This window comes from Morganella sp. EGD-HP17, from assembly GCF_000512315.2.
Classification (GTDB): Bacteria; Pseudomonadota; Gammaproteobacteria; order Enterobacterales; family Enterobacteriaceae; genus Morganella; species Morganella morganii.
Genome location: NZ_AZRH01000019.1, coordinates 33,183 through 54,414, shown reverse-complemented (window position 1 = coordinate 54,414; position 21,232 = coordinate 33,183). Strand labels below are relative to the sequence as shown.

The window sequence follows — 21,232 nt, the reverse complement described above, 5'->3', positions numbered from 1 at the left end:
AGATGGCAAAGCAACCAGGTACAGATTTCCAAAGTGCTAAAGGCGGAATAGGTGAGTTAAAGCGTCGTTTACTGTTTGTGCTCGGCGCACTGATTGTTTTCCGTATTGGCTCTTTCATTCCTATCCCTGGTATTGATGCCACTGTTCTTGCGAAATTGCTCGAACAACAACAAGGCACCATCATTGAGATGTTTAACATGTTCTCTGGTGGTGCGTTGAGTCGTGCTTCAATCTTTGCGCTGGGTATCATGCCGTACATTTCGGCATCGATTATTATCCAGCTGCTGAGCGTGGTGAACCCGCGCCTGGCGGAGATTAAGAAAGAAGGGGAAGCTGGTCGTCGTAAGATTAGCCAGTACACCCGGTATAGTACGTTAGTCCTCGCGGTGTTCCAGTCTGTTGGTATCGCGATGGGCTTACCGAATATGCCTGGTATGCAGGGTCTGGTTATTAACCCGGGCTTTGCGTTCTACTTCACGGCTGTTGTGAGTTTGGTGACAGGGACTATGTTCCTGATGTGGCTGGGTGAGCAGATTACTGAACGCGGTATCGGTAACGGTATTTCGATCATCATCTTCGCCGGTATTGTTGCGGGTCTTCCGTCAGCAATTGGCCATACCATTGAGCAAGCTCGTCAAGGCGAACTGCACTTCCTCCTGTTGCTATTGGTTGCAGTCTTGGTATTTGCGGTTACTTGCTTTGTTGTCTTTATGGAGCGTGGTCAACGTCGTATCGTCGTTAACTATGCCAAACGTCAGCAAGGCCGCCGTGTTTACGCGGCACAAAGTACACACTTACCGTTGAAAGTGAATATGGCGGGTGTAATTCCTGCGATTTTCGCTTCCAGTATTATCCTGTTCCCTGGTACAATTGCATCTTGGTTCGGTGATGGTACTGGCTGGGATTGGCTGACGACAATTTCTATGTATCTGCAGCCAGGCCAGCCGCTCTATGTGTTACTTTATGCCTCTGCAATCATATTCTTCTGTTTCTTCTATACCGCACTGGTATTTAATCCAAGAGAAACAGCAGATAACCTGAAGAAGTCCGGTGCATTTGTACCAGGAATTCGTCCGGGAGAGCAAACGGCCAAGTACATCGATAAAGTAATGACTCGTTTAACTTTAGTTGGCGCGTTATATATTACCTTTATCTGCCTAATCCCGGAGTTCATGCGTGACGCAATGAAAGTACCTTTCTACTTTGGTGGTACTTCCCTCTTAATCGTGGTTGTGGTCATCATGGACTTTATGGCTCAAGTGCAAACTCTGATGATGTCAAGTCAGTACGAGTCTGCATTGAAAAAAGCAAACCTCAAAGGTTATAACCGTTAATTCGGTTTGCTTTAGAAGTTACGGAGAGTAAAAATGAAAGTTCGTGCTTCCGTCAAGAAATTATGCCGTAACTGCAAAATCGTTAAGCGTCACGGTGTCGTGCGCGTGATTTGCAGTGCTGAGCCTAAGCATAAACAGCGTCAAGGCTAATAAAAAGCATATTTTTCTTGCAAAGTTGGATTGAGCTGGCTAAATTAGCCAGCCAATCTTTTTATTAAACGTGGTTCTACTGTTTGAGTATCCTGAAAACGGGCTTTTCAGATCAGTATTACCCCAAAATTTTTAGGAGTGCATAGTGGCCCGTATAGCAGGCATTAACATTCCTGATCATAAACATGCTGTTATTGCATTAACTGCAATTTTCGGCATCGGCTTAACCCGTTCACAGGCTATCTGTAAAGCAACGGGTATTGCTGAAGATGTTAAGATCAGTGAGCTGTCTGAAGAGCAAATCGACCAACTGCGTGACGAAGTTGCTAAATACGTTGTAGAAGGTGACCTGCGCCGTGAAGTGACCCTCAGCATCAAACGTCTTATGGACATTGGTTGCTATCGTGGTTTACGCCATCGTCGTGGTCTTCCGGTACGCGGTCAGCGTACGAAGACTAACGCACGTACCCGTAAGGGTCCGCGTAAGCCGATCAAGAAATAATCGGGGAATCTTATAATGGCAAAAGCACCTGTTCGTGCACGTAAGCGTGTAAGAAAACAAGTCTCTGACGGTGTGGCTCATATCCATGCTTCTTTCAACAACACAATCGTTACCATTACTGACCGTCAGGGTAACGCATTAGGTTGGGCAACTGCCGGTGGTTCCGGTTTCCGTGGTTCTCGTAAATCAACTCCATTCGCAGCACAGGTTGCAGCAGAACGTTGCGCAGAGGCTGTGAAAGAGTACGGTATTAAGAATCTGGAAGTTATGGTTAAAGGACCTGGTCCTGGCCGTGAGTCAACCGTTCGCGCATTAAACGCGGCTGGTTTCCGCATCACTAACATTACTGATGTGACTCCGATCCCTCATAACGGTTGTCGTCCTCCGAAAAAACGTCGCGTCTAATCGCCCTCACGTTTTTTAGGATAGTTGGAGAAAGAAAATGGCTAGATATTTGGGTCCGAAGCTCAAGCTGAGCCGTCGCGAAGGAACAGACCTCTTCCTGAAGTCTGGTGTTCGCGCGATTGACACCAAGTGTAAATTAGATCAAGCACCAGGCCAGCACGGCGCCCGTAAACCGCGTCTGTCTGATTATGGTGTTCAGTTACGTGAAAAACAAAAAGTTCGTCGTATGTACGGCGTGCTGGAACGTCAGTTCCGTAACTACTATAAAGAAGCAACTCGTCTGAAAGGCAACACAGGTGAAAACCTGCTGTCTCTGCTGGAAGGTCGTTTAGACAACGTTATTTATCGTATGGGCTTTGGCGCTACCCGCGCAGAAGCACGTCAGATCGTCAGCCACAAAGCTGTCATGGTAAATGGCCGTGTTGTAAACATTGCTTCTTATCAGGTTTCCCCTAACGACGTAATCAGCATTCGTGAAAAAGCGAAAAAACAGTCTCGTATTAAGGCTGCTTTAGAGCTGGCTGAGCAGCGTGAAAAACCAACTTGGTTGGAAGTTGATGCTGCGAAAATGGAAGGTGTGTTCAAACGTATTCCTGAGCGTACTGACCTTTCTGCTGATATTAACGAGCACCTGATCGTCGAGCTTTACTCTAAGTAAGGCTTAGCACCAAAGAGAGGACACAATGCAGGGTTCTGTGACAGAGTTTCTTAAACCGCGCCTGGTTGATATCGAGCAAATCAGTTCGACGCACGCCAAGGTGACCCTTGAACCATTAGAGCGTGGCTTTGGCCATACTCTGGGTAACGCACTGCGCCGTATTCTGCTTTCGTCTATGCCGGGTTGTGCGGTAACTGAGGTTGAGATTGATGGTGTACTCCATGAGTACAGCACTAAAGAAGGTGTACAGGAAGATATCCTGGAAATTCTGCTCAACCTGAAAGGGCTGGCGGTAAAACTTCAGGGAAAAGATGAAGTCATCTTAACTCTGAATAAATCTGGCATTGGCCCTGTGACTGCAGCCGACATCATCCATGACGGTGATGTTGAAATCGTCAAGCCGGAGCATGTAATTTGCCATCTCACTGACGAAGGCGCATCTATTAATATGCGCATCAAAGTTCAGCGTGGTCGTGGTTATGTTCCAGCTTCTGCCCGAATTCATTCGGAAGAAGATGAGCGCCCAATCGGTCGTCTGTTAGTAGACGCGTGCTACAGCCCAGTTGAGCGTATTGCTTACAATGTTGAAGCAGCACGTGTTGAGCAGCGTACCGACTTGGATAAATTGGTTATCGAAATGGAAACCAACGGCACGATTGATCCAGAAGAATCAATTCGTCGTGCGGCAACCATTCTGGCCGAACAACTGGAAGCTTTCGTTGACTTACGTGATGTTCGTCAGCCGGAAGTGAAAGAAGAAAAACCAGAATTCGATCCGATTTTACTGCGCCCAGTAGACGATCTCGAATTGACTGTCCGCTCTGCTAACTGTCTCAAGGCAGAAGCAATCCACTACATCGGTGATCTGGTACAGCGTACAGAAGTTGAGTTGCTCAAAACACCTAACCTCGGTAAGAAATCTCTTACTGAAATTAAGGACGTTCTGGCATCTCGCGGCTTATCTCTGGGCATGCGTCTGGAAAATTGGCCGCCGGCAAGTATTGCTGACGAATAAGATCACAGGTTAAGGTTTTACTGAGAAGGATAAGGTCATGCGCCATCGTATGAGTGGTCGTCAATTGAACCGCAACAGCAGCCATCGCCAAGCTATGTTTCGTAACATGGCCGGTTCTTTAGTTCGTCACGAAATTATCAAGACGACTTTGCCTAAGGCAAAAGAACTGCGTCGCGTTGTTGAGCCGTTGATTACCCTGGCTAAAACGGATAGCGTTGCTAACCGTCGTTTAGCATTCGCCCGTACTCGTGATAACGAAATCGTGGCAAAACTGTTCAACGAGCTGGGACCACGTTTCGCTCAGCGTGCAGGTGGTTACACCCGCATTCTGAAATGTGGTTTCCGTGCTGGTGACAATGCTCCAATGGCTTACATTGAGCTTGTTGACCGCGCTGAATCCCAGACTGAAGCAGCAGCAGAGTAATCTGTTACTGCGTAAAAAAACCGGGTTTTTACCCGGTTTTTTTATTTCTGTTAATCCTGCCCTTGAAGTTACTTTCCTCAGCCCCATATCTCTGCCAACGACATACAACATTTTACTATTCTGATATGATGGCTTCAGGCCAGATGATGTCAGGAGGTTGCCGATGTACCGAATTGGTCAGTTAGCAAAACTTGCAGAAGTGACACCGGATACGATCCGTTTTTATGAAAAACAGGGCATGATGGATCATCAGACCCGGACGGATGGCGGCTATCGTTTGTATACTGAGCAGGATCTGCACCGGCTGCGTTTTATCCGGTATGCAAAACAATTAGGGTTTACACTGGAAGCGATCACGGAACTGTTATCGATCCGGGTTGATCCTGAACATCACACCTGCCGTGAATCAAAGCAAATTGTGGATGATCGGCTGAAAGATGTGGAAACGAAGTTAGTCGAAATGCAGCGAATGCGGGATTCTCTGAAGATGCTGAGTGATGCCTGTTGCGGAACGGCACATGTCAGTTCACAATGCACCATTCTGGAGATCCTGGAACAAGGTGCGACTGAGCCCTGTGGCTGTTCACAAAAAGAGAGTAAACATAATCAATGAGGTTACTATGACAAAATATGCTCACAAGCGTGGCGTAATACAAGATAACGCCCTGGAAGCACTGCTATCCGATCCGTTGTTCCGGCAGAGAGTAGAAAAAAATAAGAAAGGTAAAGGGAGTTACAACCGGAAAGAAAAACACAACAAGGCAGATTACCGGGAGGCCAGTAGTAAACGATTAGATAATCTTTTACTACTGGCCTTTTAGTTTATTATTTCTTTTGTTCTTTTAATAAATCACGGATTTCAGTCAGTAATGTTTCTTCTGCTGACGGTGCCGGCGGCTCCGCAGGTGCTTCAGCCTGTTCGCGGCGTAATTTATTCAGCATTTTGATGGCAATGAAGATAGCAAACGCAACGATAACGAAATCAAAGACGGTTTGCAGGAATACACCATAATTCAGTACAACAGCAGGCACATCTCCGCTGGCTTCCCGCAGTACAACGGCAAACTGTTTGAAGTCGATCCCGCCGATCAGTAAACCGAGTGGTGGCATGATGACATCAGCAACTAATGAGGACACAATTTTGCCGAATGCCGCACCGATAATGATACCGACAGCCATATCAACGACATTGCCGCGCATCGCAAATTCACGAAACTCTTTTATGAAGCTCATACCCTTTTCCTTACCCAAAATGTTAACAAGTTGTCATTCTCAAGTATAAATCAATAGTATTTACTATCAGAATGGAATTAAAATGCAATAAATCATTAACTATCAATGGGTTACCATTAAATAAAAGATCAAAAAACGGATTCATGAACACGTACATGTACAAATAAACTATGCACCAATACGCACCATGACTCACTGTATAACACGAAATAGCCGCACCGTACACCCACCAGTGCGGCTTTGTTTTATTCCTCTGAGTCTCCGGCCTGTTCCGCTGCTTCCTGAGCCTCGCTCTCCATCTGCTCCGCCAGTCCACGCCGCTTAACATTCCACACAGAGCCCTGCGGCATTTCCACACGCACATCGAGGCGGGTTGATTCCGGCAGGTCGCACAGTTCACCGTCCTGATAGAAAATGCGCTCACCTTCCGGGGTGACGTCTTTCAGCCGCCAGTTCTGGAAACGTTCCGGTAAGTGTGCATGCTGACGGTGACAGGTTTCGATGATAATACTGCCGTCTTCCTGTACGCGGTCATCGACATAAACCAGCTCAAGGCCGTTGTTATCTTTCGGTACTGAGATGCCACCGTTTACACCCCATGCACCATCTGAGTTATAACCGAGTATACCGGTAATGTGGTACTGGCCGGTGCCGGTACGGCGGACTTCTGCGCCCTCGGATTCGTCATTGGTATCGTAGTTGCCGTCCGGGTGAATCTGGATAATCGGGGATGATTTTTTGACATAACCGCTACCGTCAACATAGTAGTTGCCCGTCGTCATCATTTCGCCGCCATTTTTAGGGATTGTGATGTTAGACCAGCCCCCGTCACCCGTTCTTAACGCACTGAGTAACAGACGACCATCATCATAAGCATAGAGTCCCGCTTTGAAATTATTATTCGGCGATGCAATTTCTGCGCGTGATACACAGTCCATTGTGTTATAGAGTTTTAATCTTCCGTCCTGAAAACTGAATAACTGAGTATCTGTTGTGTTGCAGTAAAATATCCCGCCATTCTTTATGCCGATCCATGATTTTTTATCCGGCGCATACAAACCATTAACGACAGAGTTATCTGTTTGCCCAAACAAATAGTAAGCAATCCAGTCTTTGACCGCCTTCTGGTGCATGACATTAACCATCGATTCCCCGACGGTTCCGGTCAGTTGCACAATCCCTTTTGTTGCAGTTGTGGCGTCACCTGGTTTTGCTGCGTTGATTGCTTTAACCGTTCCGTCCTGGCTGATAACATCCGTTTTTGAATCACCGGTACCCTGAACCACTTTCGGTATTTTACCGATAGCGTCATTCAGCGCCTTAATACTATCCAGCGTCACCTTCTGCCCGTTCGGCAACTCAATTTCCACCTGGCCGGTGTCTGTCATCCACTGCTGCATTGCCTGGAGAAAATACACGATATAGCCCTGGTTCGCTGACATGGTGCGGGCCGCATCCGAAATGGTATCCGGTACCGTGGTGGCGATAGAGTATTTCGCGCCGCTGAGCGTTACCGGGGCATTGAATGACAACACCAGTTCGGTATCACTGTTTACCGCTCGGATCATCATACTGACAGGCGCTGTGCCGTTCTCAATGCTGATAAGCTGGCCGGGTGCCACACCGTGAATGTTCTTTTTCCACTGCGTACCGGTGCCGGTCACAATCGGTGAGCCGGCATTAATGGCTATAGTGCCGTCTGTGTAAATCATGGGGTTTCCTTAAATTTCAGACGAAAAAAAACCGCCGGAGCGGTTGTTGAGGGAATTACTTATTTTGATTTTAGTTTTGCTGGTCGAAGTAAGCGACAGGTAACGCCAATAATCAGTCCTCTGTACCCTTGCCTTTAACACATGTAATTTTGTCAAATGCATCCATACGGATCCAACCATGTAACCCCAGAACAGGATCTCCTGTGCTGAAAAACCGTTTACTGTCCGGTGCATATTTTGTCAGCTTAGCTGAGTAATGCCGGTTATCCAGCCCCTCAAACATATGCCCGGTGCAATCCACTGGTTTGGTGTATACGTTATGGCTGCAGGCTGTCAGCGTGGTTATTGCAGTTAATGTGATTAATTTTAATATATTCATTCTTATATCCCCGTTGTATCTATTATCATTATATATAGCGGTATATCACATGACTCAAAAGATTGTGACGCATGTGGTCTGGAATACGTATCAACCAATAAACGCACCTCCAGTTTAGAGCCATTCATTCGCCAGAAATAAGACTCGAATTCCATAAATTCTTCATAATCTGTTCTTTTCTGAGCGCCGCCGCCAAATACAACTGCACAGTTATTACCATTATTAGGCATTGTCATAGACCACATTGTATCAGGCCATAGTTTTAGCCGCTGTACATGCAGTATATTTGCAACACCCCAGTTAGTATTATATACCACCTGATTGGTTACCGGGTTTATTACAACAATTCCTATTTTTTGATTACGCACCTTAACAGGTGCGTTACCAAACTCCCATATTTCTATATTTCCGCCGGAGCCGTCGCGAAAAGGCATAGAGACAAAAGCATTGTTATTCGTATTATCAAACGCCTGCCCACCTATTCTGACCCAAAATGATGATCTGGCTGCGATCATTTGTGTGTTTGGGTGGACTTTGGTCGGGAAATAAACCTCTTTAATGGTTCCCTGTCCTGCATCCTGCACTTTCGGACAATTAAACGACTGCTTTCTGATTAGCCCTAATGCTATATTAGTGCCGTCAATTTGCATCCGGCCGGTGTCACCAAAACATATAAAACCGTGCGTCATGATTTCACACCATATAATATGCGCATATAAGTTTCCCTGGCTCTCTGCTCATCGTTTCGCTTTAAATTACCTTCAAAAACAATTACGCCATTTTCAACCCGGCAGTCGCACCAGCCGTTATGATTGAACCAAAAGCTCGGATTAACCCAGACAATAATTTCCCCCATCGGTAACAGATTCCGGTGATCCCAGCTGTATTTAAACTGACCGACAGGTGCGGGATTAACATCATGCCACCCGACGAATCTTCCAAGTCTTTTGCCGGAATCTAATATTTTATTACCATGTTCATCATATACAATAATCCCATGAGCCATATTAATACCCCGATATATCACCAACAATAACAGTTAGACGTTTGTTGTCATACACCTTAATACCATCTGCTGTAATAGAGGTTCCATTTGTTGTCGTCCCGCCAAAGAACTCGAATTTATTAGCCTTTGCATCCAGAATAAAACCCTGCTGATCTGGTATATAGTTCTCCGACTGCATTTTATCAGTAACAACAACTTCGTTCAGCCAGGCTTTGTTGATGAATGTCTCATTCATGAAAATCTGTCCGTCCTTCATATACATGAACAGATCCATTTTCCCGTTCACCGGGTTATAAAACGCAAACTGCTGCGCGTTAAAGCCCATGATGGTATCGACCTTACCGCCTTTCAGTTCTGCGCCAATCACCATACCGGCATCATAATTCACACCGTCATACACAATACTGACCAGCGACTTCCAAATTGCTGAAGCCGTGCCTTTCTCCATGTCATACTCGGCTTTGATGGAGTTCTGCGCACGGGCAAGGCTTTTATCTGCGGTGGCCTGTACCGCATCAAGGTGCTCAGCAAGCGCTTTGGTTTCCGTCACCACGTAGTTATCAACGCGGATAATTTCAGCTTTCATCACACCGTTTTCACGCTGCAGGTGCATCCACTGGCCATAGGTGTTGTTGGCGTTGTTGATAATGGCCTCGAATGAGTCCATGTCGTTATTGCTGAGTTCCTGAATAATTTTTGAGTCTTCCAGGATCGCTTCAACATCATCCAGAATAGCCTCTGTATCAAACTCGGCCACACCGCGCACAAACTCAGTCCAGGGGGACTGATTGCCGGTTTTATCTACCAGGCGGGCGCGGAAATAAAACGCGGTACCGGCGGCCAGACCGGCAAGCTCATGAGAGCGGGACGGGTACGGCACATCGGCCAGCAGCAACAGGTTCTGTCCGTCGTTGGTTTTGCTGTACTGAATTTCAGTTTTCAGGGTGTCTTCCGTAAATTTCCCGAACTCCCAGTTCAGCTTGATCCCGAATACCAGCGTGGATACCCGGAAGTTCAGCGGTACCGGCGGATCACCCGCCTTACCGGTCAGCCGGGTTTCCTCTGAATATCCCCAGCCGCTGGAGATTTCCGCTGCATTTATCGCCCTGACCCGCACCAGATAGCGGCCTGAATAGACCCCGGGCACGTCAAACGAGGTGGTGGCATTGCGCGGCACATTGATCCAGTTGCCGTCATCACGCCGCCACTGTGCCTCATAGGCAATGGCGTTCTCGGCCGGTGACCAGGTAACCTGCATGGTTTCGACGCTGATCCCCTGATTCACCACAGAGTAAGAGCTGATGGTGATATCTTTCGGCGGGAACTGGTTGCCGGGCGGAATAACACTGATCGGACGTTCATCGAGTACCGCGCCGGTATCTATCCGGTCGTATTTGTCCGGATCATGCATGGCCGCCGATATCGTGAACGTGCCGTCATCATTCTCAGTCACGCTCACCACCCGGTACTGCTGGGCGTACAGCTCATCTGATTCCGTCACCCAGACACATTCCGGCTCCGGCGTTTCACTGTATTCCGTGGTAACGGTTATAACGTTATCCGTGACCATCTGGATGGTGCGGGCCTGTGATTTACCGGACGGCAGGTTCAGCATCAGCCGGTCACCCGGCGCGGCATCCGGTTTGCGGTCGAGTGTGATACTCCGGCCATTCACCGCACTGACGCGGCCGCCGGTCACTTTCCCGGACAGGTTTTCATCCGCCACCGCAATGATGTACCCCGGCTGCGGGATATTACCGTCCAGCCCCACACCGAATGTCACTACCCGGTCTTTGTTGTTGGTGAGTATCCCCCAGCGGCCTTTGCGGTTGGCCTCAGACTGCCGGGTACAACCGATTGCCGTCATTTCCAGCTGATTAAATCCGAACCGGTAAACCAGTTCATTTTCAAACACCGGCTCCATCGCATCGGCATAGCCGTTTAACGGATCTGAGTACGACACCAGCGCGGAGGAATAGCGGGCCTTACTGCTGCTGCCGGAATAGGTGAACTTCCCGTCGAGTACGTTGGCTTTGGTATAGCTGTAATCGATATCACGCGGCATATCCGCCAGGGTGATAATCTGGTTACCGCCCCAGTAGGTCATGCCCCGGAAAATGGCTGCAAAATCGCGCAGTACCGTATAGGCTTCATTGCGATCCTGCACATACACATCACAGATATAGCGTGGTTCGGTGCCGCTGCCGCCCTTGCCGTCCGGTACCGTCTGGTCACAATACTGCGCAACACGGTACAGTTCCCATTTATCGATATTCTGCATTTTGATGCGGTCGCCGAGGCCAAAGCGATCGGAAATGACAATGTCGTAGAATATCCAGGCAGGGTTATTGGTCCATGCCCATTTAAACGAGCCGTCCCAGGTACCGGAATACGTCCGTTGTTCCGGATCATAGTTTGACGGTATGCGGATAACCCGCATCTTCGGTTCACAGGTGACCTGCGGGATAGAGCCGTTAAACTGTTTTGAGTCAAACTCAATATATAGCAGCGCGGTGTGCGGATAGGTCAGTTTGGCATCGATCACCTCGGTGTAACTCTGCAGCACCATGGTGTCACCAATTTTGGCGCTGTTGGCATCTTCTGTGATTTTACGCACCCGCAGTGTCCAGGATGTGGCCGACTGCGGAAGATCAATACGATGGGTGCGCTCATAACCGGAAGTGGTTTTACCCTTTACGCGGCCGTCCACAACGGTTTTCCAGCTCCCGCCGTCAGTCTGTAAATCAATGGCGTATTTCACTTCATTGCCGACCATGTCCCCGTTATCCTCCTGGCGGAACAGGGACGGCCATTTCAGGCGGACGCGGACCGCAGACAGCTGCGGATTAGTGAATGCGTGTGCCCACGGTGTGCTGCTCTGAACAGTGGTACCAACCGTGATTTCATTCTCCGCTGCCGGCATCCCCTGAATATAGGTTTGTGCCTGGGTACCGGGGCGGTATTCCCATACCACGCCGGGGAAGTTTTCTGACCCGTCAGCATTCAGAAGCGGGGTACCGTCCAGAAAAATAGCCTTCCCGGTCAGCTCACCGGCAAATTCACCTTCACCGAGGGCGATCAGTAATTTTGCTCTGGCAACTGACTGTAAATCGTCCGGCTGTTCGACGGGTGTGCGCGGGCTGCCACCGCCACCTTTGCGGCCTGTGATTTGTGTCATTATGAATTTCCTGCTGAAAAACGGAGAAAGGATTACTGCTGATCTTCGACGTAAATTCCGGCTGAGATAACGGCCCCGCCGATACGACGCTTACCGTAACCGATCGGTACCGGGTAGCCCTGAGAAACAGTGTTCGTCGGGGCACCGAACGCATAGGACGGTTTATTTTCGCCCTGGTCTTTCATGGCGATCCCGCTTGGTTGCGGGGACAGCATCTGAATAACACCACCGAGTATCATGGATGCACCGGTCATTGCCAACCCGGTCTCCAGCGCATCCCATGAAGCCAGTGATGTACCGCCAGAAATGAAGGCGGCAGCCACCAGCACCGCACCAAAAATAACCTGCAGCAACCCGCCGCTCTTGCTGCCGATCACCACTGGCACAATCCGGATGACATCGTCAGTCACCGGAAAACCGAGGTCATCCACCCCGATATTCTTTTTCCCGCGAAATACCGCATAGGTTAAGCCGCGTGATTTGCTGGTATTCAGGAACTGTTCAAAGCCCGGAATAGTACAACACAATGCACGGACGGCTTCGGACGTGGTACAGACAAGCCGCTGGTGCGTTTTACCGAAGGTTTTACCCAATACACCGCCCAGCTCTATTTTTGCCATTATTTCCTGTGACATATCTTCCCCATAAAAAAACCCGCCGGAGCGGGTTGTGTCAATTATTCACGAATGTGTTGTGCCTCAGGGTCATCACTGTGCGGTCGCGCCAGTAACCGCCATATGGCACCCGCTGGCTCAGGTGACCATATAAGTGATGCAGGAGCATATTATCGTCCAGCAGAATACCGGCATGATTGGCGACCGGAGCCTGTACCTGCATCACTATCATATCGCCCGGTTGCGGATCATCGACCTGAATAAATCCGGCCTCCTGCCAGTTGTCCACATAACGGTTTTCCCCCTGCTCCCACCACGGGTAATCCACCCGGTAATCCGGCAGTTCAATACCGCATTCCTGCCGGAACCAGCTCATGACCAGCCCCCAGCAGTCTGTAAACCCGAGCACAAACGGCCGACCGAGTAATGGTAATTCACCGCGCGGCTGAACAGTCCGCAGATCCCCTTCCGGCCAGCTGATGATATACCACGGCACACCGAAAGCATCGCACTGTGCTTTGTCCAGTTCTGACGGCTGGGTAGTGGCATCCGGGTGACTGTGTACAATACCGATCACCGTTCCCCAGTCTTCCGCAGCAGCGTAATCCTCCGGCGATAATACGAAATGCTCTTCCGGTGTGGCCGCGATATTGCGGCAGGGAAAGTATTTCACTACACGGGATTTTTGCGCGATCACCCCGCAGCACTCGCGGGGGTATTCACGTTCTGCGTGGGCAAAAATGGCTGCCTGAATGTTTTTACGCATCATTATTTCCTCAGTAATGAGGTTCCCGGAAAGCCGCCAAACGGGATCGGATTGTTTTTGCCGAAGCGGGGGAAGCAACCTGTGTTCAGCATGCCGCTGCACTGATCCTGTGCCGGATCATCCACACGATTGCCGTGCTTATCGAAATACCCGTTCTGCCCGGCATAATCACAGCCGTCACCGGATTTGTATTTGCCGCGTATACACCAGGTACACATTGCATGCAGTTGCCGTGTCGGGATCGGTACCCCCTGCAGATCCATCGGACTAGCTAATTCAAACTCGATAACTTCGTTAGTTTCCGATGATTTGCTGTCGATATAAAAGACAGAGACTTTTTCCTGTGTCGGATCTGCCGCCGGGTTACCATCCGTAAAGTTTACCGCATCCAGATAGTGCGCCAGGGTATCGTGTATCGTGACTTTCGCCTTCAGCATGTCATCATATGCCAGGCACAGCGCGGTGATTGAGCCATCGAGGTTTGCCACCGATAACTTCGGCTGTGCGCCGGACCCCGTTGTGGATGCCTCAATCCCGTCAATCAGCACCGGCCACGCACGGTACTCTTCGCCCTGCCACCAGATGGATTTCGCCGGCAGTTTTTCAGGGTCACCACCAGCGGCAGTAATCTCTGCCTCAGTGTGAGGAATGTTGTAAGCATGGAACCGCAAAACATCCGGCGCACCGAACGCGGTACCGTCAACCTCAAAAAGCCGGACGGCATTACCCGGTTCCAGCTTCTGGTAATCGTTTGTGATCATGGTTTAAATGCCTGGGTAAAAGTGAGAGAAAGTGAATAGTTGTCACCGCCGAGCGGGGTGAGTTTCGGATCATCACAGCGATACAATCCGGTATCTTCCAGCGGCGGCGTCCACTGGAATGCCCGGATTCCGCCGTGCCGGTCAATAAAATCACGGATTGGCCGGATGTAACTTTCCGTCCCGGTAAAATTCAGTGACCATTTCTGACTGCGGGGGTTAATACCGTCACCGCAAACCTGTTCGTAACCGTCACCAAACTTCGCCTTACGGGTTCTGAAGGAGATATCGCCCTGCGGATTCAGGCGCGGACTCCAGGTGAATGTTTCTATCATCTCCCCCCCTTAGCCAGATTCCAGACAGCCCCGCCGGGACGGGTGTCCCTGTCCATCAGTGTGCGGAAACGTTGGTCGACATACTGCCCTATATCTCTGCCGAACCGCTCAAGACCACCGGATGCCTGAACCTGCTGATTTCTGTCACTGTCGATGTGGATATTAACCACAGGTGCCGTACCGCCGGCACTACTGCCACCATAGGCACGTACACCAAGGTTGCCGTCCGGTCCGCGCTTCAGCGGCATAATCGCTTCAGATCCGGCTTCACCCATCAGGCCGATATTGGGTGCGCCGCCTTTGGCGAACGGAAACACCGTCGGAGAACTGACAATGCTGTTGCTGTATGCACTGAGTCCCGGTGAGGTATACACCCCGCCGGTCGCATTGGGTGCCACCCCCATCGCATTGCCCAGCCATGTCCCGCTCAGGCCGCTTTTCAGGCCGTTGAAAATGGTCATCTGGACGATCATTTTTGTGATGTCGGTGAGAATGGATTTCGTAAAGTCGGCAAAATTCGCCCGTCCGGTGGTCAGAAAGTCAGTGAACATAGACGATGTGCTGTTAAGCGCATTGGCTGATGTGTTGCGCACCATCGCAAACGCGTTGCTACTGCTGTCGCTGAAATCTTTCCAGCCCTGTTTTAAGCCACCCTGCCAGTCTGCATCTGATGCAGTTTTATCTTTTGCAGCCTTACGGACGATATCTGTCTGTTTTTGTTGTTCGGCATTCAGAACGTCCGTCTGATCTTTGTATAACTGCGAGGTTTTATCTGAGATTTCTTTATCCAGCTGATACCGGCGCTGACGGAAGTCATCCGCAATCCGCTGTTCCTCAAGCATCAGGTCATAATCTGCTGTCGGCATCATGAGTTGCAGACGCTGATTATCCGCCTCCTGCTGCATGGCCCGGGTGCGCTGCGCTATTTCAAAATTCTGATCATCAAACTTTTTACGCAGCCCTTTCAGTGCTATTTCACGCTCAAGGCCGGCATTGAGCTGTAACTGAGTCCGGATAGACCCGGCATTTTCCATTACGCTTTTCTGAGCGGCATTCAGTTTTTTACCTGCCAGGCCGACCAGCTCCTGCTCAAATGCAATCAGCTTACTTTCGGATGCGGTCAGCTTTTCATTTTCAGCAAGCTGCGCCCTGAGTGTGGCAGTCTGCTCCATCAGCTGCTGCGCCCGGCGCTGACCTTCCGGAATACCGCTGCCGCCGCGTCCCTTCTTATCCAGCGAACTGTAAAGGCTGTCGATCCCCTTCATTGTCTGCTCAAACTGCTTTGCATCCATCTGACCGGATTTCAGCTGCTCACGGGCGGCATTCTGCAGTTTCAGCTTTTCCGCGTGTTTATCCGCGCCCGCTTTATACGCTGAGTTTAACTGCAACTGCGCATCTATCTGTTCACGGGTATTTTTTGTCTGTTCCTTTTGCTGCTGCTCCAGCTGCATCCCTTTTATTGCCGCACCAATCTGCCACACCAGTTTTTCCTGCTGCATGGCAAGCATAGCAGAGGGTTGCGCATTCATGGCAGAGGCCTGCACCTGTGCCGCACCATAAAAGGAATCAGACATGGAACGGGACAGTGAGCGGTAGCGATCTTCAATATCCTTAACGCTCTTCTCATGAATGGCATTGACCCTGGTCTGTTCTTCATTCAGTGTCTTTGTGGCACTCAGGGCGCTTTTTCTGGCCAGCTCTTTTGCCCCTTCAACATCCCCCTGACGTTCCAGCAGCGCAATCTGGTTTATAGTGGCCTCGTCAAAAACCAGCCCTTCATTGATAAGCTCGCGCAGGCTCTGCAATGGCTGCTCGTTAATGGATGACAACTTAGTAATCAGGAGATCGGCGCTGCCGCCGGATTTTTCCAGCTGCACGCCGAATTCAGACACTTCACGCAGCATAGAGCCGGAAAAACCGGCTGTTGCTGCCGCCGTCACTGTTTTGTACGCTTCCGCCGTTCCGCCCAGCTGATTAGCCAGTGTGCGCAGCTGGTATACCGAGTTATTCAGCCCCGCCCCGCCTTTCTGAATAGCAGCATTAAACGCCTTTTGTCGTTCTTCCGCTTCTTTGTATTGTGAATACAGATAAGTGGCAGCACCGGCGGCGGCCATCAGACCAATGCCAAGTGTTCCGCCCAGCATAGCCCAGGTGTTTTTCAGCAGGCCGCCAGCCTGGGCGGATGCCCGCTGTGCAAATGTCAGCTCTTTGCTGGCACCGGCCAGCTGCGTGGTCGCCGCTGTCAGCTTTTGCTTACCCAGTGCCTCGTCAGCTTCCGCAGCGGCCAGCGCTGCCGAGCCGGATCTGAGACGATCCCTGGCTTTTTCTGCCAGTGCGTTTGCATTCGCTATCTTTCTGTCATTGATTGCCCGCTCTTCGCTGTATTTCCTGTCTATTGCATCGGCGGACATACCGTTTGCGAGGTTAACTTCCCGCATTTTTTCCATATGGGCATTCTGCACCATTGCCAGTTCACGCTGATACCTGGCAGACTCGCGCATTTTATGGCCCATTTTCATCTGCTGCATTGCTGCTTCTTTGGCGCTGTTAGCCTGTTTAATGTGACTTTCAGCGACTTTTACTGCGTCATTTGCAGCAGCAATATCCATCTGCCGCTTCTCGCCCATAGACATTTTAAGGCGATCAACGTCATTGGCGGCCCGTTCCAGTGCCGGAATAAAGGCACTGAGAACAGATGAGCCGGCGACATTCGCGCCGGATGAAATATTGGTCAGCGATGTCCGTAAGTGTGCGAACCCGCCTTTAGCTCCGGTGTTACTCATTCGCGCAATACTGTTACCTGCCCGCTGAGCCTCAGTTGAAACCTGAGAAATCTGTTCGGCCGTTTTAGCCGACTCCCTGCCGATATTTTGTGTGAATTTTTTTGAGCTGGCGGATGCACTGTTATAGGCATCCTCCACATCAGACTTAAAACTGGCTGCGTTGAGGTGTAACGCAACCGCTAAACTTGCAACGTCAGCCATTTAAGATCCTCATTACATCATTGCACTGCGTGCTGATATCCGGTGATACCGTTGGTACCACTGTGTTTTCCCCGGCCTCACCCGCAGCCTCCTCTTCCAGCATAAAAAAAGCCCGCCAGTGATTGAGCAGATCGGCGGGCATGTCAGCCAGTTTCCGGGGGTCAGGTTCCCCCCACCGGTCTGCCAGCTGAAATAACAGATAGAGGCGGGGTGAGTCCGTCAGTTTTTTTTCGCGTCCTCAATGGTCCCGTAGCAATATTTTTGCAGGGTATTCATTGCATCCACAAAAACAGGATTACTGTGTGCATCAATAAGTTCTTCTGCCGTCGGCAGATTTTCCGCACTGACCGGGGTTCCGTTCTCATCACAGATAGCTGACAAAATCAGACCGGCCCCCGTAAGGGTGACCCCGGAATAATCACCGGCATCAAAGGCAGCCTTACGCTCTTTCTCATAGCGGTCAAGCTCCCCGACAGTGAGGCGCCGCAGATAAACTTCTGTACCGAAGAGTGTGTGTTTTTCCGTGTGTGAATCCGGTTTTAACAGGGCTGATTTCAGATTCATTATTCTCCGCCTCCTGTTGGTGGTGTGACAGTGGTGGTTCCCCAGGTGATGTTGTTCTGCTTACCTTTCACGGTAATCTGAATCACCTCACTGGCCGGGGCGCTGATGTCGTTCATTTCCCAGCCTGACAACGCGAGGATCATTGTCGCTGTACGCCCGTTCGGCAGTGCGAAATAAAACTGCACGGTCTTACGCTGCTCGGCAGCATTGAGAAACGCAGCGAAATCAGCATTGCCGGGATCATCAATAAACCCGAGTGATTTTTCAGGCCCTTCCGGCAGATCAGAAATCGACTGTTTGTTGGTATCTTTCAGGGTGGTGCAGTCAATAAAACCACCGGTAAGCCCGGTAGCCCCCAGCGCTTTACAGTTAATCAGCGCTTTCATTTTGTCGACGGTATCACCGGCCTCACCGAATTTTACGATGGTACCGGCGGGCAACATGGCGTATTCCGGGGAGGATTTTTCTCCGGCCATAATAGTTCTCCAGGTTAACGGTTTTCATTAATACCGGCGCGTATGGCGGCGGTAAGGGTGTTTAAAATATCTTTACGGTGATAATCCAGCGCAGGGCGTATAAACGGACGCGGGATCTGTTTTGATGTCCCGAATTCCTGAGCCTGCGCCTTCATGTGGTGCGCTTTTGACGGACCCACGCGAACGGTCATCAGAGTGATGTATTTTTTATCCTTCATCCGGTCAGTGGTTCTGACTTTGATGCTGTCCCGCATGTGGTCATCGTCGTGACTGCTGTCATAACCGGCGTACTGTTTCATATCCTCAGCAACAACGGTCATCGCCTCGCGGCCTGCATCGCGCAGTATTTTGGATGTCAGCTTTTCCCCGAGATTCATCAGCTCCGCTTCCAGCCCGTCAAGGCCGGAAACCTTAACCGTAGTTCTCACGATACATCCTCCGGATAAGTGATAATAAAATCCCGCATGACTGACCAGCGGACGGTGTTTTTTGTCAGCTCTTCCCGCCCCTGCTGAAAACTACCACGCTGCACGGTCTGCACCGGATAATTACCGATGTAACCGTGCACTATCGACTCCCAGGCATCACGAATGGCTTTATCCAGCAGCAGGGCTTTTTCGTAGTCATTCAGTACGTGAATGCCTATCTGAAAACGCGCCACGATAAGATGAGTGGTGACCATACCGGCGGAATAACGCGGATCACTGATACGCTGAAAGGTGATACCTTCCTGTGCATCTTTCGGTAATAACAGGGGGAAAACGGGCATTGCGGTGATAGCGGAAAGAGACGACTTAATGTCACTTTCGATCATGTCGTATGTCTGCCTCCGTGGTAATAATCAGTTTCGCCGGATCGTTACGGTCACAGGCACGGACGGTAAAAAACCGGTTCTGGTATTCAATCACCCAGTCGATTTGAATATCTGCGCGCGGCCGCACAGTAAACTGCATGGTTTCAATAACCTGATCCTGCTCTGCCGTCCGGATTTTACGGTTGGATATCGCCTCAGCTTTAGCCCACACCATGATGACTTTCATCAGTTCGGTACGGAGATCACCAAGTTCCCCGGTCACCACCTCCGGCCGGTACAGAGTGATGCGTTTGTTGAGTTCACCGGTTTTCATGGGTCACCTATAAATTGATATGCCGGTAAGGATCCAGAATGGCTTTAAACCCGTTCGGCATGGCTGACGGGTCCCGGTTTTCGTAAAAATGGGTAACAGCCAGCATCAGAGCCAGCTCAATATCAGCAGAAACAATCAGGCCATCGGGGTCGCTCTCCGGAATGTTACTGTTATACAAATTGCGGTTAATGTAATTTTCAGCCCGCTTTTTTGCCGCCTGAAGATAGGTCAGGAGTAATTCATCTTCCTGCTCATTATCCTCATCGATACGGCACTGCATTCTCAGTTTTTCGAGTGTCGGTAACGACATGTTTCCCCCATACCTGCGGCCACGCCGGACCGCAGGCACAAAAAAACCGCAGTTAAGCGGCGTATCGGGTTAAGACCGGATTACTTTGTCGCAGCTTTGGCCACCAGCGCCTTAATCGCGGAGGTGTCTTCCAGGCAGCAGTCAAAGCGATGAAACGCGAGGAATGCAGTCTGGTCATATTCTGCATAACGCTCCACCAGACGCTTCAGTGTCATATAGGTGACACGGCGGACAATGAAGCGATCGAAGTCACCACAGAAGATAAACTTCTTGCCGGTTTCCATGCTGTCGATAGCCTGATCCACAGCATACTGCATACCAAGAATGGTCGAAGGTGCCACGCCGGTGATTTCAGGCAGCCACAGCGGACGCTTGTTACCGTCTTCCATTTCTGTCATCAGTTTCAGGGTGCTGTCATTAAAAGCCAGTCGGAATTTCGGGTTGTTACGGTAAGCGGGGTCAATGGCGTGTTTCAGGGCATTAATATCTTTCCAGGTGAATACGGCAGAGGCATCGACCGTGCCGGTAACGGATGCATCCAGCCCCTTCGGCTGCACCGGAGTGCCTGCGCCGGTACCTTTCACCAGATATTTCGCCTCACCGCGTCCGATACGCTGCGCAATCCGTGCTGCGAGGTAGGATTCAATATCAATCCCGCTGTCCTGCAGCAACTCATTGGATACACGGATAATTTTGGAAGACAATTTTTTGGCACCGAGAATGGCGGTCCCGAATTCCACATCCTGTTCGCTGGCTGCGGTGTTTTCACCCAGTAGTTCACCCTCTTCCGCTGTGCCGTCTGATGTTGACCAGGTAATATCCTGCCCGTTTGAAGTTGTCAGAATCTGCGAAATGCCTGCAATGCCGCCATAGGCTTTCATCTGATCAACGACTTTATTCAGCATCTGAGTGGGTACAGTGTAGCCCCCTTTTTCATCCGGGGAGGTCCCCTGCGCACGCAGCTCTTTAACCGCCTGGCGTTCTTCAGCTGTCAGTTCACCGAAACCATGACGGAGAAAACGGTCAAATGCCGCCTGACGGCGCTCTGCGGCTTCGCTTTCCGGATTACCCGGCTGCTTTCCGCGCTGCTCCGGTTCTTTGTCATCCACGAAGGTCTGATCTGCCGAGCGCAGTTCCTCTTCGCGGGTGATCTGCTCATTCAGGCGGTCAAACTCAGTTTTGGCCTGATTCCACTCGCCGCGCTGCTCCTCGGTCATGACACCGTCACCTACTTTTTCATGGATAGCACGCATTTCGGTGGCGATAGTATTACGTTTTTGTTTTAATTCATGAAGTTTCATA

At 50.2% G+C, this 21,232-nt stretch carries 28 protein-coding genes; 9 read left to right on the top strand and 19 right to left on the bottom strand.

Going from position 1 to position 21,232, the window contains the following annotated elements; all coding sequences use genetic code 11:
- The first annotated feature begins 2 nt into the window (after nt 1-2).
- The 9 genes from secY to X965_RS16905 all read left to right on the top strand — a co-directional run bounded on the left by secY (nt 3) and on the right by X965_RS16905 (nt 5,309).
- Complete coding sequence (gene secY / locus X965_RS16940; RefSeq protein WP_004238612.1) at nt 3-1,334, top strand: preprotein translocase subunit SecY; 1,332 nt, start codon at nt 3-5, stop codon at nt 1,332-1,334.
- Nucleotides 1,335-1,367: 33 nt separating this feature from the next.
- Entirely contained in the window at nt 1,368-1,484 is a 117-nt protein-coding gene (rpmJ, locus tag X965_RS19115; RefSeq protein WP_015422332.1) for a 50S ribosomal protein L36, read from the top strand.
- A 145-nt stretch (nt 1,485-1,629) separates the two neighbouring features.
- Complete coding sequence (rpsM, locus tag X965_RS16935) at nt 1,630-1,986, top strand: 30S ribosomal protein S13 (RefSeq protein WP_004242250.1); 357 nt, start codon at nt 1,630-1,632, stop codon at nt 1,984-1,986.
- A gap of 15 nt (nt 1,987-2,001) precedes the next feature.
- Entirely contained in the window at nt 2,002-2,391 is a 390-nt protein-coding gene (rpsK, locus tag X965_RS16930) for a 30S ribosomal protein S11 (protein WP_003863312.1), read from the top strand.
- 37 nt (nt 2,392-2,428) lie between these two features.
- The gene (rpsD, locus tag X965_RS16925; RefSeq protein WP_015422331.1) at nt 2,429-3,049 is read left to right on the top strand and encodes a 30S ribosomal protein S4; all 621 of its coding nucleotides are present in this window, start codon (nt 2,429-2,431) and stop codon (nt 3,047-3,049) included.
- 25 nt (nt 3,050-3,074) lie between these two features.
- A complete protein-coding gene (gene rpoA / locus X965_RS16920; RefSeq protein ID WP_004238609.1) occupies nt 3,075-4,064 on the top strand; it encodes a DNA-directed RNA polymerase subunit alpha in 990 nt (329 codons plus the stop codon).
- Nucleotides 4,065-4,101: 37 nt separating this feature from the next.
- Entirely contained in the window at nt 4,102-4,488 is a 387-nt protein-coding gene (gene rplQ / locus X965_RS16915; protein WP_015422330.1) for a 50S ribosomal protein L17, read from the top strand.
- 163 nt (nt 4,489-4,651) lie between these two features.
- Nucleotides 4,652-5,101 carry a Zn(2+)-responsive transcriptional regulator gene (zntR, locus tag X965_RS16910; protein ID WP_004238607.1) on the top strand — a complete coding sequence of 150 codons (450 nt, stop codon included), beginning with the start codon at nt 4,652-4,654 and terminating at the stop codon, nt 5,099-5,101.
- Between the two features lie 7 nt (nt 5,102-5,108).
- A complete protein-coding gene (locus X965_RS16905; protein ID WP_015422329.1) occupies nt 5,109-5,309 on the top strand; it encodes an alternative ribosome-rescue factor A in 201 nt (66 codons plus the stop codon).
- A 4-nt stretch (nt 5,310-5,313) separates the two neighbouring features.
- On the opposite strand, the gene mscL is transcribed toward X965_RS16905, so the two are convergent.
- The 19 genes from mscL to X965_RS16815 form a co-directional block, all read right to left on the bottom strand.
- Entirely contained in the window at nt 5,314-5,721 is a 408-nt protein-coding gene (mscL, locus tag X965_RS16900) for a large-conductance mechanosensitive channel protein MscL (protein ID WP_004242253.1), read from the bottom strand.
- A gap of 245 nt (nt 5,722-5,966) precedes the next feature.
- Nucleotides 5,967-7,433, bottom strand: a complete 1,467-nt coding sequence (locus X965_RS19815) for a hypothetical protein (RefSeq protein WP_036419122.1) — start codon at nt 7,431-7,433, stop codon at nt 5,967-5,969.
- A 112-nt stretch (nt 7,434-7,545) separates the two neighbouring features.
- A complete protein-coding gene (locus X965_RS16890) occupies nt 7,546-7,812 on the bottom strand; it encodes a hypothetical protein (RefSeq protein ID WP_004239782.1) in 267 nt (88 codons plus the stop codon).
- Nucleotides 7,813-7,814: 2 nt separating this feature from the next.
- Nucleotides 7,815-8,501, bottom strand: coding sequence for a hypothetical protein (locus X965_RS16885; RefSeq protein ID WP_036419119.1), 687 nt, complete (start codon nt 8,499-8,501; stop codon nt 7,815-7,817).
- Nucleotides 8,498-8,818 carry a hypothetical protein gene (locus X965_RS16880; protein WP_036419117.1) on the bottom strand — a complete coding sequence of 107 codons (321 nt, stop codon included), beginning with the start codon at nt 8,816-8,818 and terminating at the stop codon, nt 8,498-8,500. The genes X965_RS16885 and X965_RS16880 overlap by 4 nt, the downstream gene beginning before the upstream one ends.
- Nucleotide 8,819: 1 nt before the next feature.
- Nucleotides 8,820-11,996: a host specificity protein J gene (locus X965_RS16875; RefSeq protein WP_036419114.1), complete on the bottom strand. Its 3,177-nt coding sequence runs from the start codon at nt 11,994-11,996 to the stop codon at nt 8,820-8,822.
- A gap of 32 nt (nt 11,997-12,028) precedes the next feature.
- Nucleotides 12,029-12,631: a tail assembly protein gene (locus X965_RS16870; RefSeq protein ID WP_036419111.1), complete on the bottom strand. Its 603-nt coding sequence runs from the start codon at nt 12,629-12,631 to the stop codon at nt 12,029-12,031.
- 37 nt (nt 12,632-12,668) lie between these two features.
- On the bottom strand, nt 12,669-13,376 hold the full coding sequence (locus X965_RS16865; protein ID WP_036419108.1) for a C40 family peptidase: 708 nt from the start codon (nt 13,374-13,376) through the stop codon (nt 12,669-12,671).
- 2 nt (nt 13,377-13,378) lie between these two features.
- Nucleotides 13,379-14,137, bottom strand: a complete 759-nt coding sequence (locus tag X965_RS16860) for a phage minor tail protein L (RefSeq protein WP_036419106.1) — start codon at nt 14,135-14,137, stop codon at nt 13,379-13,381.
- A complete protein-coding gene (locus X965_RS16855) occupies nt 14,134-14,469 on the bottom strand; it encodes a phage tail protein (protein ID WP_036419103.1) in 336 nt (111 codons plus the stop codon). The genes X965_RS16860 and X965_RS16855 overlap by 4 nt, the downstream gene beginning before the upstream one ends.
- On the bottom strand, nt 14,466-17,453 hold the full coding sequence (locus X965_RS16850; RefSeq protein ID WP_036419101.1) for a phage tail tape measure protein: 2,988 nt from the start codon (nt 17,451-17,453) through the stop codon (nt 14,466-14,468). Before X965_RS16850 ends, X965_RS16855 begins: the two co-directional genes overlap by 4 nt.
- Nucleotides 17,446-17,595: a hypothetical protein gene (locus X965_RS19390; protein WP_155251720.1), complete on the bottom strand. Its 150-nt coding sequence runs from the start codon at nt 17,593-17,595 to the stop codon at nt 17,446-17,448. Before X965_RS19390 ends, X965_RS16850 begins: the two co-directional genes overlap by 8 nt.
- 77 nt (nt 17,596-17,672) lie before the next feature.
- Nucleotides 17,673-18,017, bottom strand: a complete 345-nt coding sequence (locus tag X965_RS16845; RefSeq protein ID WP_036419095.1) for a hypothetical protein — start codon at nt 18,015-18,017, stop codon at nt 17,673-17,675.
- The gene (locus tag X965_RS16840; protein WP_036419092.1) at nt 18,017-18,493 is read right to left on the bottom strand and encodes a major tail shaft subunit; all 477 of its coding nucleotides are present in this window, start codon (nt 18,491-18,493) and stop codon (nt 18,017-18,019) included. Before X965_RS16840 ends, X965_RS16845 begins: the two co-directional genes overlap by 1 nt.
- A gap of 14 nt (nt 18,494-18,507) precedes the next feature.
- The gene (locus X965_RS16835) at nt 18,508-18,921 is read right to left on the bottom strand and encodes an HK97-gp10 family putative phage morphogenesis protein (RefSeq protein WP_371257986.1); all 414 of its coding nucleotides are present in this window, start codon (nt 18,919-18,921) and stop codon (nt 18,508-18,510) included.
- Nucleotides 18,918-19,307, bottom strand: a complete 390-nt coding sequence (locus X965_RS16830) for a hypothetical protein (RefSeq protein WP_036419086.1) — start codon at nt 19,305-19,307, stop codon at nt 18,918-18,920. Before X965_RS16830 ends, X965_RS16835 begins: the two co-directional genes overlap by 4 nt.
- Nucleotides 19,294-19,620 carry a phage head closure protein gene (locus tag X965_RS16825; RefSeq protein ID WP_036419083.1) on the bottom strand — a complete coding sequence of 109 codons (327 nt, stop codon included), beginning with the start codon at nt 19,618-19,620 and terminating at the stop codon, nt 19,294-19,296. Before X965_RS16825 ends, X965_RS16830 begins: the two co-directional genes overlap by 14 nt.
- A gap of 7 nt (nt 19,621-19,627) precedes the next feature.
- The gene (locus X965_RS16820) at nt 19,628-19,930 is read right to left on the bottom strand and encodes a head-tail connector protein (RefSeq protein WP_036419080.1); all 303 of its coding nucleotides are present in this window, start codon (nt 19,928-19,930) and stop codon (nt 19,628-19,630) included.
- A gap of 80 nt (nt 19,931-20,010) precedes the next feature.
- Entirely contained in the window at nt 20,011-21,231 is a 1,221-nt protein-coding gene (locus X965_RS16815) for a phage major capsid protein (RefSeq protein ID WP_036419077.1), read from the bottom strand.
- Nucleotide 21,232: the final 1 nt, after the last annotated feature.